This window comes from Streptomyces sp. NPDC046977 (genome assembly GCF_040644455.1).
Lineage (GTDB): Bacteria > Actinomycetota > Actinomycetes > Streptomycetales > Streptomycetaceae > Actinacidiphila.
The window spans coordinates 183,765-199,281 of sequence record NZ_JBEYWO010000006.1 but is presented as its reverse complement, the minus strand read 5'-3'; the positions used below and the strand labels follow the sequence as shown (position 1 = coordinate 199,281).

Here is a 15,517-nt window from a genome sequence, read left to right as displayed (position 1 = left end):
GTCAGTCACCGTCCTTCACCGGCGGCACGGAGGGGCGCGGCCAGCTCAGGAATCCGAAGGCCGCGGCCGTGCGCACCTCGTCGTCCGTGATGGCGCGGGCCTCGCCCACGGCCCGTACGACGGCCGATTCGAGCACCTCGGGCGGCACCGCGGCGACGGGGCTGTACCAGCCCTGGAGCAGCCATTCGGCTTCCTCTGGGGCGTGCTCCGCCAGCTGTCGCAGCCATTCCGGCCGGTCCAGCAGCACCCGCGAGGGCGGCACCTCGTGGAGGGTGACGGCCTTCTCGTTGCCCATCACCGCCCGGACCGGCAGCCCCGCGTCCACGACCACCCGCCGGGGGTGCGCCCTGGCGTCGGCGAGCAGTTGGAGGCCGCGCACGCTCGCGTCGTGGAGCACCACCACGGGCCCGGTGGCGGAGACCTCGCGGAGTCCGGCGGCGAGCCGGAGATTCAGGCGCCGCGGAATCGCGTTGGCCGTCAGGAAGATGCGGACGGCCGGGTCGGGGCAGAGCAGTTCCACCGGCTCCGGGGCGGGCTCCCTGCCGGCGTCCGGGTCCCCGTCCGTGGCGGGGTCGCCCTGCGTGGTGCGGCGTTCCCGGTCGTCCACGATCCTGGGCGGCAGGGTTCCGTACACCGCCCGCCACCGCAGTCGGAGCATCGACCGGAAGTCCCATTCCGCGGGGACCACGGACGCGCCGGCGTCGCGCGGGGGACGGCGCGGTTCGCCCTTCGCGAGCATGTACAGGACCCAGGACACGCACAGGCCCGCGAACCACAGGAGGCCGCCGAGGGGCACTCCGCGTACGGCCACGCCGAGCGCGATGAGCCCACCGAGGAGGACGACCGCCACCGCGCGGCCCACCCACGGCGAGCGTCCGCTCGCCGGTACCGCCGGCCAGAAGCTGTTGGACGTGCGGGCGAGGTACCACAGCTGCGTGATGGTGACCGTGAGGCGCCCTCCGTCCGTGGCCTTCTCGACGACCCGCCGGATGCGGGTGTCGTGCATGCCGCGGCCGTGCACCTTGGGGTCGAGGGCGAACGCGCGGTCGCAGCGCGAGCACACACCGCCCGTGCGTTCCTTGCCGAGCAGTGAGGTCCGGCAGTGGGGGCAGATCATCCGCTCTCCTCGGGCCAGGTCATGAAGCCGGCGGCGGACGCGCGCTGCCACTGCGGATCGGCTGTCGCGCCGACCCGTTCGACGGCCCGGGAGACGGCGGCCAGCAGTTTGGCGGGCGGCACGCCGACGAGCGGGAACCCCCAGCCGCGGCGCAGCCACTTCAGCTGGCGGGGGCTGAACCTGCCGCTCTTCTCGAGCGCCCGCACGATGTGCGGCGCGGGCGCTTTGCCCCGCACGGGCACCGCGCGCTTGACACCGTGCACGGCGTCGAGCGGCAGGCCGATGTCGATCACCAGGCGGTCCGGCAGCACGGTGCGGACGAGGTCGGGGAGCACGAGCCCGTGCGCGTCGGCGTCGTGGAGCACCAGCACCGGCCGGGGGCCGGGTGAGCGCGGCAGTGTCTCCGGGTCGATGGCGAGGGTGAGCCCGTAACGGGAGGTCAGCCCCGTCGCGTCGAGGAAGACGGCGATGGCGCGGTCGGGGCAGACCAGGACGAGCCCGCGCGTCGGCGGATGGCTGGACTCGGGCACGTGCGGCTCACGAGGGCCCGGGGCGAACGGATAGGCGGTGTCGTCGATCACGCCGCGGGGCAGTGCGCCGTAGACGAACTCCCATTCCCGCAGCGGGCCGCCGCGGAAGTCCGCGCGGGCGAGCCGTGGTCGGCCCCGGCCGAAACCCCTGACACGCAGGACCACGAAACCCGACGCCGCGAGCAGCGCCAGCACGCTGATGACGCGGTAGGAAGTCATGTTCGCCGGCGCCCCCAGGAGTCCGGCGCCGATGCCGCCGAGCGCGAGGACCACGGCGCAGCCCGTCCCGCTCTTGGTGCCCCGCAACGCCTTGCGGGACGCGGCGTACCACAACTGCCCGGGCACGCACGGCACTGTGCCGTCCTCGGTGACCCGCTGGACGACCCGGACCACCCGGAGGTCGCTGAGCCGCATCTTGTTGGTCTTGGGGTCCAGGGCGAACCGGCGCCCGCACTTGCTGCAGATGTTGTCCGGCCGCTCCTTGCGCAGCAGCGACACGTTGCAGTGCGGGCAGATCACCGGCGGCCCTCCAGTCCCCGCGCCAGCCCGCGCAGGCGGGCGGCCAGTCGTTCTCTCGCGGTGGTGACGCCCGGGCCGTGCGACCGCTGGGCCCGTTCGATGCCGCGCAGGGCACCGGCCAGGGCCCGGTAGTCCGTGCGGGCGAGGGTGCCCGTGCGGGTCCCCGGTGGTGGCGTCGCGGTACCGTGCGACGGGTCGGCCGCCCTGCGCTCCGCCTCGGCGGCGGTGATCGCGTAGTCCTCGTGGTCGATGCCGTAGCCGGTGTTGGCGGCCAGGATGGTCAGCGGGGTGGTGTCCCGGTTGCCGAAGGAGTGCGGCATCATCTCCGGGATCCGGATCAGCTCGCCGGGGGTGAGCAGGACTTCGCAGGTCGTGGCGCGTTCGCTGTCGTACAGGCCGCAGGCCGCGTACCCGAGGCTGAGGACGAAGTGCTCCCCGCCGTGGGCGTGCGGGGTGAAGGCGCTCCGCGGGCCGACGATGCCGAGTTTGACGGTGGCGTTGGAGGGGCGCTCGGGGGACGTGGCGGCGTCCCCGACGAGGTAGTGGGCGAACTGGCCGTCGTCGATGAACGGCAGGAGGTCCCGCCCCGGCCCGAGTTCCCGGGAGCCGTCCCGGTCGGTGAGGACGACGGCGCCGCTGGACCGCGGCCGGTACAGGCGTACCCCGCGCGGCAGTTCCCCCGGTCGCCGCCGGACGTCCGTCGTGTCCCGTGATTCTGACGTCTCCTCACGTATGCTGCCGAACAAGTGCCCCTCCCCCAGGTGCCACTCACGTCCGCATGCGCATGGTAAGCCGCTGATCCCGAAGTGACGAGGTTGCGCACGAAGCCATCGGCGGACGCAGGGGCGAACGGTGGGTGAACCGGGCCCCGTTGACGGGAGTACGGTTCACCAGGTCCCGGTAAAGGAGCCCTGCCTTCGGGGGCAGTCCTTCCGCCGGCGGGTCGCGACGGTGCGGGCGGGCAATGCGGCGTCCAGCCCGCCCGCTGCGCCGCCGAGCGTCGTCCGACGCACATGTCCAACGGCGTTGCATCGTGCTCTCATGACGATCCCTCAGCGCCCCCGGGAATTCACTGTCGAGGCGGGACTGTCGTCCGTACACTGACAAGTTGAAAGTGTTCGGGCGTTGCCGACGGGGGGAGCCGCCATGTCCGAGGGACCGCAGGGCAATCCGTACGGCAGCCCCTGGAACGACCCGCGCAACACGCCGCACAGCAATCCGTACGGGTTCGTGATCCCGCCCATGCCGTCGGCCCCGCCGCCCGCACCGCCCGTACCGCCGGACGGACTGCGGGCCGCGGCAGTGGCGCTGCTCAACCTCAGCGGCCTCGGCCTCGGTTACGCCCTGATGCGGCGCTGGGGTCTGATGGTCGCCTGCTGGCTCGTCACCGGCGTCCTGCTGCTCGTGGCGCTTCCGGCCGACCCCGACGGCGTGTCCTCGGGGGTGGTCGTCGGCTACCTGGTCGTCCTCGTGCTGGCGGCGGTCCACGGCGCCGTCGCGGGACTGCGGACCCGGCTGGTGTGGCCCACGGGGGCTCCGGTGGCCATCGCGCTCGGTCTGGTGCTGCTGGCCGTGCCGGCCGGAGGCGTCGTGCTGTACGACATGGCGCGCGACGAGGCCACCGAGCAGATGCTCCTGGACCGGCTCGACCAGGCCGACCGGCTCGTCCGGGCCGGGGAGGGGCGGCCCTTCGCGGCCGCCGAGAACGGCTACCGGCAGGCCCTGCGCGCCTACCGCGACCTGCGGGCCGACCACCCGGACTCCCGGGCCGCCGGCAAGGTGCCCGACCGGCTGAAGACGTACTACACCGCGGTCGGCGCCGCCTACGGGCAGAAGGACTACTGCGGCGCGATCCCGGAGCTGACGTATCTGCGGACGGTCCCGGCCACCATCGGCAAGAAGGAACTGGGCACCCTGGCCGAGTGGCCCGACGACCGGCTGGCCACCTCGCTCTACGAGTGCGGGTCGCAGGGCCTGGCCACGAACGCCACCGGCTGGCCCGAGCTCTTCGGTGACCTCCTCAACGACTTCCCCGACTCGGCGCAGGCGGCGAAGGTCGCGCCGGCGATCGGCGCGGTCGTCGACAAGGCCGCCAATGCCGTGCGGGGCTCCGACCCCTGCGCGGCCGTCGAGCGGTTGCGCACCCTCGGCACCCAGGTGGACGGCGTGAGGAGCGGCCAGGCCGGCACGGCGGAAGCCATCGCCCAACAGGCCGGCCGGGCCACCAAGAGCGCCAACGCCGGCGTCTACGCCTGCGGCGTCGACCAGTACAAGGACGGCGACTTCGACGAGGCGGCGCAGACGATGAACAAGTTCGTCGCCGACAACAAGTCGGACAAGCGCCGCGCGCTGGCCGGCAAGTACGCCATCGCCGCCGAGGTCGCCGGCGAAGTGCCCGCGGCGGGCAAGCGCCTGCCGACGCTGGCTTCCGGCGGCAGCATCTCCGTCACGATCAAGAACGACAGCCCGCACGCCGTCACGGTGTACTACACCGGGCCGGTGACCGGGAGCCTCACCCTGGGCGCCTGCGGCAGCTGCACCACGTACTCCCTCCTGGAGCCCAGCCTCATCGGGTTCAAGCCCTGCCAGAACAGCGCCCGGCACTACCCGCAGCGGACCATCCGGCTCCCCGTCGGCACCACGTACTTCCTGCACAAGTCCGACGCGGGCGCCGGCACCACCCCCGCGTCCGACACCGTCAAGCTCAGGTCCGGCTACATCTACACCGAGTGCGCCTACACGACGAAGGCCTTCGGTTTCTGACGGAGCCTCACCTCACGGCGAGGCGGAGAAGCCGTGCCGGTAGGCGATCGCCGCGGCCTCGGTGCGGCCGGAGGCACCGAGCTTGGCGAGGATGCTGGAGACGTGGGTGCTGGTGGTCTTCTGCGAGATGAACAGCTCCTCCGCGATGCGGCGGTTGCTGTGTCCGCGGGCCACCAGCTCCAGGACCTCCGACTCGCGCGGGGTGAGTCCGAAGGCGGACAGCCCGCCGGGGCTCTCCTCGCGTTGCGGCGTGCCTGACGGGGCAATCGCGTCTCCCTCACCGGTCAACTGCCCGATGTCGGCAAGGAGCAGGCCCGCGCCGAGCCGGGTGGCGATCGCGTGCGCGCGGGCCAGCCGGTCGCGCGCCTCGGCGTCGCGCCGCCGGTCGGCGAGCAGGGCGCGCCCCTCCCCGAGAAGTGCCCAGGCCAACTCGTGGACGCGCTCGGTCCGCGCGAAGGCGGCGACGGCGGCGGACCAGGGTGCCGGATCGTCGTCCCCCTCCGCATGGCACAACTCGGCCCGCAGCAACCGCGCATAGGCGGCCGAGACCGGCAGGACGGCCTCCTGGCGCGCGGCGGCGCGGTGCAGGACGTCGAGCACCTCGCGGGACGCGCCGCCGGGCGCGGACCGGCGCGCCGCGCCCTCGACGGCCGCCGCGGTGCAGAGCAGGGGCAGCGACCACCGGACCGGGCCGGCGGTCAGTCCGGCGTCGTCGGCGCGCAGCAACTCCGCGCGGGCCTCGGCGAGACGGCCCTGCCGGGCCGCGATCTCCATCGTGCAATGGCTGAGCGCGACCAGCAGTTGTGCCTGCAGCTTCTCCGTGCCGCGCAGTTCCTCGGCGAGTGCCAGTTGCGCCGCGGCGGCGTCCACCTCCCCGCGGAGCAGCAGATGGACCGCGCGGCGGGCCTCGAACGTCCAGCGCGGCAGACGGGCGCGGGCCAGGCCCGCCGCCTCGTCGAGTGCCGCCCCAGCCTCGTCCCAGCGGCCCAGGGAGAAGAGGCTGAACGACCGGTTGGAGTGGACCCAGGCCTCGCGGTCGGTCAGACCGAGCGACCGGCACAGGGCGATGCCGTGGTCGGCGGCCTCAAGGGCCTCCTTCGACCGGCCGACACCCTCCAGGATCGAGGGCAGGTTCTGGTTGACCCGGCCCGCGAGGGTGAGTTCGCCGAGTTCCTCGGCCCGCCGCCGGACCGCGTACAGCTCGTCGACGACGCTGCCGTCGGTGTCGGTTTCGGCGTCCAGCAGGCAGCGGGTGAGGCGGGCGTGCAGCGCCAGTTCCTCGGCGCCCGCGCGGGTCGCGTACTCCACGGCCCGCTCGGCGTCGGCCCGGCTGGCCGCCCCGGGGCGGTGCATCGCACCCCAGTTGGCGACGCGCACCAGCACCTCGGCCGCGACGACCGACGGCGGCAGCGCCGCGACCGCCTTCCGCGCGGTCTGCACCTCGTACCAGCCGTCCCCGCGGCTCAGCCCTTCCACCAGACGCGAACGCTGCGTCCAGAACCAGGCGACGTACAGGGGGTGGTCCCCCTCCACCTCCGACAGGTGGGCGAGCGCGGTGTCGACCAGGTGCAGCGCCTTCTCGAAGTCGCCGCTGTGCATGGCCGCGACCGTCGCGGTGGCGAGCAGGTGCTGATGGCACGGCCCCGGCTCCTCGCCCGGCGCCCCGTTCGGGTACGTCTCCGGGAACCGCAGCGCGGGCAGGTGGGCGCGGTCCTCGTCCGGCACCCGGTCCCACAGGTGCAGGGCGCGCTCCAGCAGCAGCAACTGGTCCGCGTAGGCGCACCGGTGCCGTGCCTCTTCGGCCGCGGCAACACACATGTGCAGCGCCTTCACCGTGTCCTCGGCCGCGTACCAGTGCTGGGCGAGACGCCCGGTCAGTTCCTCGGCCCGCACCAGTGACGGGTCCGCCTCCAGCACCTCCCCGTACCGGCGGTTGATCAGGGCCTGTTCGCCCGGCAGCAGGGCCGCGCCGACGGCCTCGCGCACCAGCGAGTGCCGGAACCGGTAGTCCGTGCCGTTCGGTTCGGGAACGAGGATCTGCGCCAGCACCGCCGCGCGCAGGGCGTCGATCAGCGCGTCCTCGGGCAGCCCCGCGACGGCCTTCAGCAGCGGGTACCCGATCACGGCGCCGCCCTGGGCGGCCGTGCGCACGATCCGCTGGCTCTCCTCCGGCAGCGCTTCCAGCCGGGTCAGCAGGACGTCCCGCAGGTCGTCCAGACCCGTGCCGACGCGGTCGCGGTGAGCGCGGGCGAGTTCCTCGACGAAGAAGGCGTTGCCGTCGGAACGGACGAAGATGTCGTCCAGGACGCCGGGGTCCGGCGGCGCACCGAGGATGCCGGTGAGCTGCCCGCCGACCTCACCCCGGGTGAAACGGGACAGGTCGACGCGGTGCACCGACCGGAGCCGGTCCAGCTCCGCGAGCATGGGGCGCAGCGGGTGCCCGCTGCACACGTCGTCGGACCGGTAGGTACCCACGATCAGGAGCCTGCCGGTGCGCCGGGTGCGGAAGAGGAAGCCCAGCAGATCGCGGGTGGACGCGTCGGCCCAGTGCAGGTCCTCGATGACCAGCACCACCGGCCGGGCCGACGCCAGACTCTCCAGGATGCGCGTGATCAGGGCGAACAGCCGTGTCACGTCGCCGTCCCGGTGCACGGCGGGCACCGGGTGGTCCAGGTCCGGCAGGACCCGCGCCAGCAGGGCTTCCTGGCCTGCGCTCGCCGTGCGCACCTCGTCGGGGAACCGCTGCCACAGGGTCCGCAGCATCTCGGAGAACGGCGCGAAGGGGAAGCCGTCACCGCCGACCTCGATGCACCCGCCGACCGCCACGGCGGCCGCCCCGGGCCCGAGGGCCCGCAGCAGTTCCTCGACGAGCCGTGTCTTGCCCACCCCCGCCTCCCCGCGGACGAGCACGGCCCGGGAGTCGCCGCTCTCCGCCGCACGGGCGGCCTGCACCAGCTCGGCCAGCTCGGCCTCCCGGCCCACGAAGACGGGGCTGACGGGGGTGCGTGCGGTGGTGGGGTTCATCCGGTCCATGCGGGGGTGGGTGGTGGTCGTGCCGTGCGCGCGGGGCGTAAGGGGTGCTCGTGCTGCCGCTCTCACGATACCAATGGCCCGGCGGGCTCCGGTCGCCCCCGCGCGCGGCGACGGGGCAGCCGCCGTACCCCGTCGTACGGGCGTGACCAGCGGGGACGCCGGCTCCGCGGCGATATCCGCACGTCGCGGTGGCGCACCGTGGACATGGCGGGATCCGGACGGCGAAACTGACGCGCCGTCGTCCCGCGTGCCAGGCGTGTGGCAACCGGTTCACCCGGCGACTCGTCCTGAGGGGTGAGGCCGCCGCTGCCGAACGCGGCACGGGCAGAGGAAGGTACGGCGTCGAAGGTGAAGGCTGTGGCGCTCCGGCGGGCGGGACGACGGACTCCAGGACAACAACCTCCGGGACAACGGGACCCCGGACGGGGGCGCGTGGTCGCCGCGCTCGCGGTGGCGGCGGCCGTCCTGCTGCTCTTCCCACGGGCCGTGCCCAACTCCGCGGGGCGCCTTGGCAGTCTGCTGGAGACCTTCCTGCCGTGGCTCGGGCTGGGCATCGTGGTGCTGCTCGGTGCGGCCCTGCTGCGTCGTTCGGCCGTCGCGCTGGTGGCCCTGCTGCTGCCGGTGGCCTCCTGGACGTACCTGTTCGGCGGGCTGCTCCTGCCCGGGGCGGAGCCCGGCGCCCACGACCTGCTCGTGGTGCAGCACAACGTCAGCGACGAGAACGCCGACCCGGCGGGCACCGCCAGGGCCCTGGCCGCCGCCGGGCCCGATCTCGTCGCGCTGGAGGAACTGACGCCCCCGGCGCTCCCGGCGTACGAGAGCGCCCTCGCCGCCGGGTACCCGCACCACGCCGTCCTGGGCACCGTCGGGCTCTGGTCGAAGCATCCGCTCACCGGCACCCGGGCGCTCGACATCCGGCCCCGGGGCATCCCGGAGGACTGGAACCGGGGCCTGCGGACGGTGGTGGCCACCCCGCACGGCCGGGTCGCGGTGTTCGTGGCGCACCTGCCCTCGGTGCGCGTCGGCGCGGGTGGCCTCGCGTCCTCGTGGCGCGACGAGAGCGCGCGCCTGCTGGGCCGGGCCGTCGCCGCCGAGGACGTGCTGCCGCTCGTCCTGCTCGGCGACCTCAACGGCACCGTGGACGACCGCGGGCTGGCCCCGCTGACGACGCGGTTGAACGTCGCGGAACGGGGCTTCGCCTTCAGCTACCCCGCAGCGTTCCCTATCGCCCGGATCGACCAGGTCATGGCCCGCTCCGGAACCGTCGGCCGGATCCGGACGCTGCCCGCCACCGGCAGCGACCATCTCCCGGTCGTCGCCCGCGTCGCACTGGCTCCGCCCGGCAGGGGCTGAGCGAGCGGCGGACGGTGTCAGCTCTCCGGGCCGGCCGTCCCGCGGGGGCGGACGGCGCGTGCCTCACGGCGGCGGGGCGTGTCGAGGGGCACGGCCTTCTCGATGGGGTCCGCCGCGCGCGACCGGACCAGGAGCATGTCGTCGGCGGTGAGTTCCCTGCCGTCGGGCGCGGTGAGCGTCAGGGGCTGCGGCGGCTGACCGGTGCGGGCGTCGACGACGCGGTTCATCGGCTCGTCGTCGTCGAACAGGTGCTTCTGCCCCCACTGCCGCAAGGCCGCCAGAACGGTGTGGAAGTCCTTGCCCTTCTCGGTGAGCACGTACTCGTGGGAGTTGCCGGGGCCGGTCTCGTGGATCTCCAAGATGCCCACCGACACCAGCTTCTGCAGCCGGGCGGTCAGCACATTCGTGGCCAGCCCGATGTTCCTGCTGAAGTCCGTGAACCGTGTGACACCGTGCATGGCGTCCCGGAGGATCTGCAGCGTCCAGGTGTCACCGACCTCGAACAGCGACCGGTCGATGGGACAGGCCGAATCCCCCAGCTCTCGACGCTTCACCGGTGACTCCCCTCACGACGTGCTTGCGATTGTAGAGCAGGGGGTGCCCCGCCCGTCCCGGCAGGACACCCCGCCACCTCACTCGGCCCGCAGGTGCGTACGGAAGAACCGCGCCGCCGCGGCCGTGCTCGCCTCGAAGCCACTGCCGGTGTACGGGTCGAAGTGGCCGCCGGGCAGGAGGACGAGCTCCTTGGGCTCCAGCGCGCGCTCGTAGGCGCTCAGCGCCAGATCGGTGGGGGCGACGGCGTCGTGGGTTGCGACCACCATCGACGTGCGACGAATGCCGGATTTCTCACTTGCAAAGAGCAAGCGGCGATGTCAAGGTAGACATGTCACTTGCGAAAAGCAAGCACACGGAACAGAGGAGATGTGGACCGATGAGCTGGACCTACTCGACGATCACCGCGGAACTCCGCAACGGCGTCCTCTGGGCGACGATCGGCAATCCCCCGATCAACCTGATCGACGAACGGTTCGTCGCGGACCTGATCTCACTGCTCGACGACACCGACAAGAACGGCGACGTACGGGTCGTCGTCTTCCGGAGCGGTGACCCCGACTTCTTCGTCCCGCACGTCGACCTCAAGCGCATCGCCCAGTACACGGCGGCCACCGCGACCTCCGGCGGCCCCGACGACGTCAGCCTCGGAGCGCTGTACCGGCGGCTCAGCGAGGCGCGGCCCGTCACGATCGGAGTCCTGGAAGGCCGGGCGCGGGGGGCCGGCGCCGAGTTCCTCTACGCGTGCGACATGCGCTTCGCCTCACTGGAGCGTGCGGTGATCGGACAGCCGGAGGTCGGCGTGGGCACCTTCCCCGGCGCCGGTGCCGTCCAGCACCTCGTGCGGCTCGCGGGCCGGGGCCAGGCCATGCAGATCATCCTCGGGTCCGAGGACATCGACGGGCGTGAGGCCGAACGCATCGGCGTGGTCAACAAGGCCTTGTCGGACGCCGACTTGGTCACCCATGTCGAGCGCCTCGCCGAGCGCGTCGCGTCGTTCCCCGAGGCTGCCGTGCGGATCGCCAAGCGCCGGATCAACGCGGCGGGGCTCGCGCCGAAGGAGGACGTCCACGTCGACGCCGGCTTCTTCCAGACCCTGGCCCGCGACCCGGCGAGCGGGGCGCGCGTCGCCGCACTCTTCGAGCGCGGACTGCAGGAGCGGTCCCGCACCGAGCTCGAACTCGGCGCGGCCCTCGGGGAACTCTGAGCGGCACCGGGACACCCGGCGCACCGCGCAACACCCGCTCCGCCCCCGGGGCTTCGCCGTCCACGTCGGGCACCCGTGCCGGGTGCCACCGGCAGACGGAGGCGGCTACTCCCGGGGTTCCTCCGCGCTCCGGCCCGGCGCGTTCGCCACCGCGTCGAGGGCGGCGTGCAGATACGGGACCAGCCGTTCCACGTCCGGGCTGTTGAGCGCGGTGTGGCCCAGGACGAGCCGGCTGAGCAGCACGCCCGAGCAGATGGCGATCAGCACGGCGGCGCGCCCGGTGGCGTCGTCGTCGCCGGGAAGTGCCGCGGCCAGCCGGCGCTGGTAGTTGCGTTCGATGCTCTCCCGCATGATGGCGGACGCCCGGGTGTTGGAGGCGGACCGCAGCGTGAGCAGCAGGCCGTCGGACGCGGCCTTGTCCATGCCGCTGAGCAGCGCCCGGGCCGCCTCCGCGTTGTGCTCCGGCGTCATCATCAGGGACTTCTCGTAGGCCAGGTCCACGACCTCGGCGAACAGCCCCTCCTTCGAGCCGAAGTAGCGGCTGATCAGCCGCGTGTCCACGTCGGCCGCGCGGGCGATCTCGCGCACGCCCGCGCCGTCGTAGCCGCGCTCGGTGAACACCTCGCGGGCGGCGCTGAGGATCGCTGCCCGGGTCGCCGCGGCATCCCTGCGGCGGGCGGCGGCGGGGGGCTGGTCGTCCAAGGTCATGGTGACCAGATTACGAGGTCGCCGACCTCCTCGCGGGACCCGCGCTTCACATGTCCACGACTGTGGACTTATGATGTCCACAGTCGTGGACATACCTGTCCGCGGCACGTCCCGACACGAACGACGAAGGTTGCGCATGTCCATTCCCCAGCGCCCCCTCGGCTCCGGCGGCCTGACCGTCGGCGCCGTCGGCTACGGAGCCATGAGCTTCGGCCGCCCCTACGGGCAGAGCGAGGAGCACACCACCGGCGGCACCGCGGACGCCCTGATCGGCCGCGCCGTCGAACTCGGCGTCACCCTCATCGACACTGCCGACGTCTACGCCGGCAGCGAGGAGATCATCGGCAAGGCCGTCGCCGGCCACCGCGACCAGGTGATCCTCGCCACCAAGTTCGGCATCGTCCGCCCGCTGACCTCCGACGGACCGCCGGTCATCAACGGCCGCCCCGAGTACGTGCGCGAGCGCCTCGAACGGTCCCTGAGCAGGCTCGGCACCGACCACGTCGACCTCTACTACCAGCACCGCGTCGACCCCTCCGTCCCCATCGAGGAGACCGTCGGCGCCATGGCCCAGTTGGTGGCGGAGGGCAAGGTCCGCCACCTCGGGCTGAGCGAGGCCGCCCCCGACACGATCCGCCGCGCCCACGCCGTGCACCCGATCAGCGCGGTCCAGACCGAGTGGTCCCTGTGGTCGCGCGATATCGAGCACGAGGTCTTCCCGCTCTGCCGCGAGCTGGGCATCGGCGTCGTCCCCTACAGCCCGCTGGGCCGCGGCATGCTCACCGGCCGGATCACCTCGCGGGAGGACCTGCCCGCCGACGACTACCGGCGCCGGATGCCGCGCTTCTCCCAGGACGCCTTCGACGCGAACCTCGCGGCCGTCGGGACGGTACGGGAGATCGCCGCGGCCCACGACGCCGCACCCGGCCAGGTCGCCCTCGCGTGGCTGCTCGCCAAGGCACCCGGAGTCGTCCCGATCCCCGGCACCCTGCACGTCTCCCGGCTGGAGGAGAACACCGGCGCCGCCGGGCTCGCGCTCACCGAGGAGGAGATCGCCCGCCTCGACGCGCTCCCGGTCGCCGGTGAACGCGAGAGCGAGCTGGGCCACAACTGGTCCTACGGCATCACCCCGCCCCGGGGCTGACACCGCCGCACCGCCCGACGGTCCCGGCCGCCGCCCGGCGGCCGGGACCCGGGGCGGCCCGGGGTCAGTGCTCCAGCGCGGGAAGGCCGGCCAGGCCGCTGTCCCGCATGATGCGGTCGACGGTGGCGTCCAGGGTGCTGCCGCCGCCGATCACGGTCTCGGCGCCGCCCGGCAGCAGATCGAGCGGCCGGTACCAGGACCGCAGCACGTCCGGCGGGACGTCGGCGGCGATCGGCTTGCCGGCGTGCCGGCGTGCCGGGTGAGCGTCTCCTCGAAGGGCACGTCCAGGTAGAAGCCGTGTGCCGGGCCGCGATGGTCCTCGCGCAGCCGGGCGAGCATCGGGCCGTAGTGGTCGGCGCGGAGGATGCCCTCGACGACGACGTGGTACCCGGCGTCCAGCGCGTAACGGGCCGTCAGGTCGATCAGCCCGATGTTCGCGCCGCCGGGCACGTCCCGTTCGCACAGCACGACCCTGCGGAGGTTGTCCTGCCCGACCAGGGCCAGGCCCCGGCCGAAGCGCTCGCGAATACCGGCCGCCACGCTCGACTTCCCCGAAGCGCTGTTGCCGCGCAGGATCACGAGCCGTGTCTCCTCGGTGCCCACCGTCACGGCGGTCACGCTACCGGCCGGGAAGTCCGGCCCGCCCCTGTCCCCGCGCACCGGCCCGGCGCGCCGACGCGTCCTTCACCGGGCAACTAAAATGGGCGGATGTCACAGTCCCCACCGCAGCCGCTGACCCCGGACGAGGAGGCGCTCGTCCGGTCCCTCGCGCGGATCATCTACGCCCTGCCGCGCGCCCTGGACACGGACCTGGTCCGTGAGCAGCACATGCCCCTCATCGAGTACCTGACCCTGATGCATCTGTCGGAGGCCCCCGGCCGGCAGCTGCGGATGAGCGATCTCGCCACGATCTGCGAGTTGTCGGTCAGCGGGATGACCCGCGTGGTGCAGCGGCTGGAGAAGCAGGGCATCGTGCGCCGGGTCAGGTCCGAGGAGGACGCCCGCGGCTGGAACGCCGTCCTCACCGACAGCGGTTTCGCCCGCCTGCGGGAGGCCTGGCCGACCAACCTGGCCTCCGTGCGCCGACACTTCCTGGACCACATGGGCGGCCTGGACATCAGGACGCTCGCCGCCGCTCTGGAGAAGGTCGCCACCTGAGCGGGAGGGAGGCGCCGGCACTGCCCGCGCCTCTCCCCCCGTCGCCCCGGGGCCGTCCTCAGCCGGGCGCGTCCGCGATCGCGGCGGCGCCGGGGGGTTCGTGCCGCGCGGCCGCGCCGGCCCGCGGTGCCTCCCGCACGGCCCGGTTGGCCGTGGTGAGGAGGGCCAGGGCGAGCAGCCACGCACCGCAGCACCAGACCAGTGGCCGGGCGCCCAGCACGGTGATCAGCACGCCGCCCGCGAGGGTGCCCAGCGACAGCGCCCCCGTGGTCAGCGTCGCGGTCGCGCTGGTCGTCCGCCCCCGCAACTCATCCGGGGTGACGATGAGTTGATGGGTCGTCATGGCCACCGTGTACACCGGTGCCACCAGGGACTCGGCGGCCGCGACGACGGCCAGCAGCGCCGGGTGGGGGGCGAGTGCGTACAGCGGGAACATCAGCGCCTCCAGCCACAGCATCACGATGGCGATCCGCCCGAGCGGGAAGCGCCGCGTGACCCGGTCCGCCACCAGTGCCCCCGCCATCGCGCCGACGGCGGCGCCGCCGAAGACGACGCCGATCCACAGTGCCGAGGCGCCCAGTTGCCGGGCAAGGGTGATGATCAGCAGGTACCCGGCTCCGTAACGCACCTTGTCGGCGGCCGACACCAGGGTGAGGAAACGGATGACAGGCCGGTGCCAGAGCCAGCCGATCCCCTCCCGGATCTCGGTGGTGAGCCGGGCCGCGGGCCGCACGTCCTGCCGGTCCTTCTGGAACCTGGCACGCATCAGGCGCAGCGAGGCGGCGGACACCGCGAAGGACACGGCGTTGACGGCGAACGGCACGGTCCGCCCGGCGGCGTAGAGCGCACCGGCGAGCGGGGCCCCGAGAACGCCGACCGCGCCGGCGGCGGACTGCTGGAGGCCTAGAGCGGCGGTCAGCTGCCGGGGAGCGACGACGTTGGGCAGCGCCGCGGTGCTCGCGACCTGGAAGAGCGTGCTCAGGACCCCGGTGAGCAGGGCCGTCGCGTACAGCTGGGGCATGGTCAGCCGGTCCAGCCACAGCGCGACGGCGACACCGGCCGTGAGCACGGTCCGGCCGAGTTCGCACCCGATCATGGTGGCCCGGCGGTCCCACCGGTCGGCGAGGGCGCCGGCGACCAGTCCGAACGCCAGGAAGGACAGGGTGCCGAGGCCGAGGACGAACCCGGCCTGGGAGGGCGACCCGGTGAGGGTCAGCACGATCAGGGGCAGGGCCATGAAGTGGGCCTGGTCGCCGACGGCGGACACCAGCTGGCCGCCGAGCAGCAGTGAGAAGTCACGGTTCCGGAGCAGGCCGGAACCACGAGGGGTTGTCATGATGGTTGCACTCCGTGACAGCTCTAGGACACAAGGGTGGCGTCGAAGCTGGTGTCCGAGCTAGGAGACACGGGGCGTGGTGACCATGCGCGGACCG

Annotated in this window: 13 protein-coding genes and 1 pseudogene; 5 read left to right on the top strand and 9 right to left on the bottom strand. The window is 73.3% G+C overall.

Annotated features, from left to right (window positions below; all coding sequences use genetic code 11):
* Position 1: 1 nt before the first annotated feature.
* From ABZ883_RS12020 to ABZ883_RS12010, 3 genes are read right to left on the bottom strand one after another with little or no spacing between them, the layout of a single operon-like run.
* Positions 2-1,117, bottom strand: coding sequence for a hypothetical protein (locus tag ABZ883_RS12020; protein ID WP_360905468.1), 1,116 nt, complete (start codon positions 1,115-1,117; stop codon positions 2-4).
* Positions 1,114-2,166 (bottom strand): hypothetical protein, encoded by a 1,053-nt coding sequence (locus ABZ883_RS12015; protein ID WP_360905467.1) that lies wholly within the window; start codon positions 2,164-2,166, stop codon positions 1,114-1,116. The genes ABZ883_RS12020 and ABZ883_RS12015 overlap by 4 nt, the downstream gene beginning before the upstream one ends.
* Positions 2,163-2,912: a cupin domain-containing protein gene (locus tag ABZ883_RS12010; protein ID WP_360905465.1), complete on the bottom strand. Its 750-nt coding sequence runs from the start codon at positions 2,910-2,912 to the stop codon at positions 2,163-2,165. The genes ABZ883_RS12015 and ABZ883_RS12010 overlap by 4 nt, the downstream gene beginning before the upstream one ends.
* Positions 2,913-3,408: 496 nt before the next feature.
* Here ABZ883_RS12010 and ABZ883_RS12005 point away from each other — a divergent pair, with 496 nt between their 5' ends.
* A complete protein-coding gene (locus ABZ883_RS12005; RefSeq protein ID WP_360905615.1) occupies positions 3,409-4,929 on the top strand; it encodes a hypothetical protein in 1,521 nt (506 codons plus the stop codon).
* A 12-nt stretch (positions 4,930-4,941) separates the two neighbouring features.
* On the opposite strand, the gene ABZ883_RS12000 is transcribed toward ABZ883_RS12005, so the two are convergent.
* Positions 4,942-7,962, bottom strand: coding sequence for an AAA family ATPase (locus tag ABZ883_RS12000; protein ID WP_360905463.1), 3,021 nt, complete (start codon positions 7,960-7,962; stop codon positions 4,942-4,944).
* Between the two features lie 432 nt (positions 7,963-8,394).
* Between ABZ883_RS12000 and ABZ883_RS11995 the strand changes: the two genes are divergently transcribed.
* Positions 8,395-9,315 (top strand): endonuclease/exonuclease/phosphatase family protein, encoded by a 921-nt coding sequence (locus tag ABZ883_RS11995; protein ID WP_360905461.1) that lies wholly within the window; start codon positions 8,395-8,397, stop codon positions 9,313-9,315.
* Between the two features lie 17 nt (positions 9,316-9,332).
* Here the strand turns inward: ABZ883_RS11995 and ABZ883_RS11990 are convergent, their stop codons facing one another.
* Positions 9,333-9,869, bottom strand: coding sequence for a helix-turn-helix domain-containing protein (locus ABZ883_RS11990; protein ID WP_360905460.1), 537 nt, complete (start codon positions 9,867-9,869; stop codon positions 9,333-9,335).
* Between the two features lie 78 nt (positions 9,870-9,947).
* Entirely contained in the window at positions 9,948-10,136 is a 189-nt protein-coding gene (locus tag ABZ883_RS11985) for a hypothetical protein (protein ID WP_360905458.1), read from the bottom strand.
* A 110-nt stretch (positions 10,137-10,246) separates the two neighbouring features.
* On the opposite strand from ABZ883_RS11985, the gene ABZ883_RS11980 reads away from it, so the two are divergent.
* Positions 10,247-11,074: an enoyl-CoA hydratase/isomerase family protein gene (locus ABZ883_RS11980; protein WP_360905456.1), complete on the top strand. Its 828-nt coding sequence runs from the start codon at positions 10,247-10,249 to the stop codon at positions 11,072-11,074.
* A gap of 105 nt (positions 11,075-11,179) precedes the next feature.
* On the opposite strand, the gene ABZ883_RS11975 is transcribed toward ABZ883_RS11980, so the two are convergent.
* Complete coding sequence (locus ABZ883_RS11975; protein ID WP_360905454.1) at positions 11,180-11,782, bottom strand: TetR family transcriptional regulator; 603 nt, start codon at positions 11,780-11,782, stop codon at positions 11,180-11,182.
* A gap of 136 nt (positions 11,783-11,918) precedes the next feature.
* Between ABZ883_RS11975 and ABZ883_RS11970 the strand changes: the two genes are divergently transcribed.
* On the top strand, positions 11,919-12,926 hold the full coding sequence (locus ABZ883_RS11970) for an aldo/keto reductase (protein ID WP_360905452.1): 1,008 nt from the start codon (positions 11,919-11,921) through the stop codon (positions 12,924-12,926).
* A 64-nt stretch (positions 12,927-12,990) separates the two neighbouring features.
* On the opposite strand, the pseudogene ABZ883_RS11965 reads toward ABZ883_RS11970, so the two are convergent.
* A pseudogene (locus tag ABZ883_RS11965) lies at positions 12,991-13,544 on the bottom strand (kinase).
* Between the two features lie 90 nt (positions 13,545-13,634).
* Here ABZ883_RS11965 and ABZ883_RS11960 point away from each other — a divergent pair.
* A complete protein-coding gene (locus tag ABZ883_RS11960; RefSeq protein WP_360905450.1) occupies positions 13,635-14,084 on the top strand; it encodes a MarR family transcriptional regulator in 450 nt (149 codons plus the stop codon).
* Between the two features lie 58 nt (positions 14,085-14,142).
* Here ABZ883_RS11960 and ABZ883_RS11955 read toward each other — a convergent pair whose 3' ends face one another.
* Entirely contained in the window at positions 14,143-15,420 is a 1,278-nt protein-coding gene (locus ABZ883_RS11955; protein ID WP_360905448.1) for an MFS transporter, read from the bottom strand.
* Positions 15,421-15,517: the final 97 nt, after the last annotated feature.

Excerpts from the sequence above, each read along its gene's own strand:
- ABZ883_RS12020 (WP_360905468.1), bottom strand. The coding sequence starts at position 1,117 with ATGATCTGCCCCCACTGCCGGACCTCACTGCTCGGCAAGGAACGCACG.
- ABZ883_RS12005 (WP_360905615.1), top strand. The coding sequence starts at position 3,409 with ATGCCGTCGGCCCCGCCGCCCGCACCGCCCGTACCGCCGGACGGACTG.
- ABZ883_RS11985 (WP_360905458.1), bottom strand. The coding sequence starts at position 10,136 with ATGGTGGTCGCAACCCACGACGCCGTCGCCCCCACCGATCTGGCGCTG.
- ABZ883_RS11980 (WP_360905456.1), top strand. The coding sequence starts at position 10,247 with ATGAGCTGGACCTACTCGACGATCACCGCGGAACTCCGCAACGGCGTC.
- ABZ883_RS11960 (WP_360905450.1), top strand. The coding sequence starts at position 13,635 with ATGTCACAGTCCCCACCGCAGCCGCTGACCCCGGACGAGGAGGCGCTC.
- ABZ883_RS11975 (WP_360905454.1), bottom strand. The coding sequence starts at position 11,782 with ATGACCTTGGACGACCAGCCCCCCGCCGCCGCCCGCCGCAGGGATGCC.
- ABZ883_RS12000 (WP_360905463.1), bottom strand. The coding sequence starts at position 7,962 with ATGGACCGGATGAACCCCACCACCGCACGCACCCCCGTCAGCCCCGTC.
- ABZ883_RS11955 (WP_360905448.1), bottom strand. The coding sequence starts at position 15,420 with ATGACAACCCCTCGTGGTTCCGGCCTGCTCCGGAACCGTGACTTCTCA.
- ABZ883_RS11970 (WP_360905452.1), top strand. The coding sequence starts at position 11,919 with ATGTCCATTCCCCAGCGCCCCCTCGGCTCCGGCGGCCTGACCGTCGGC.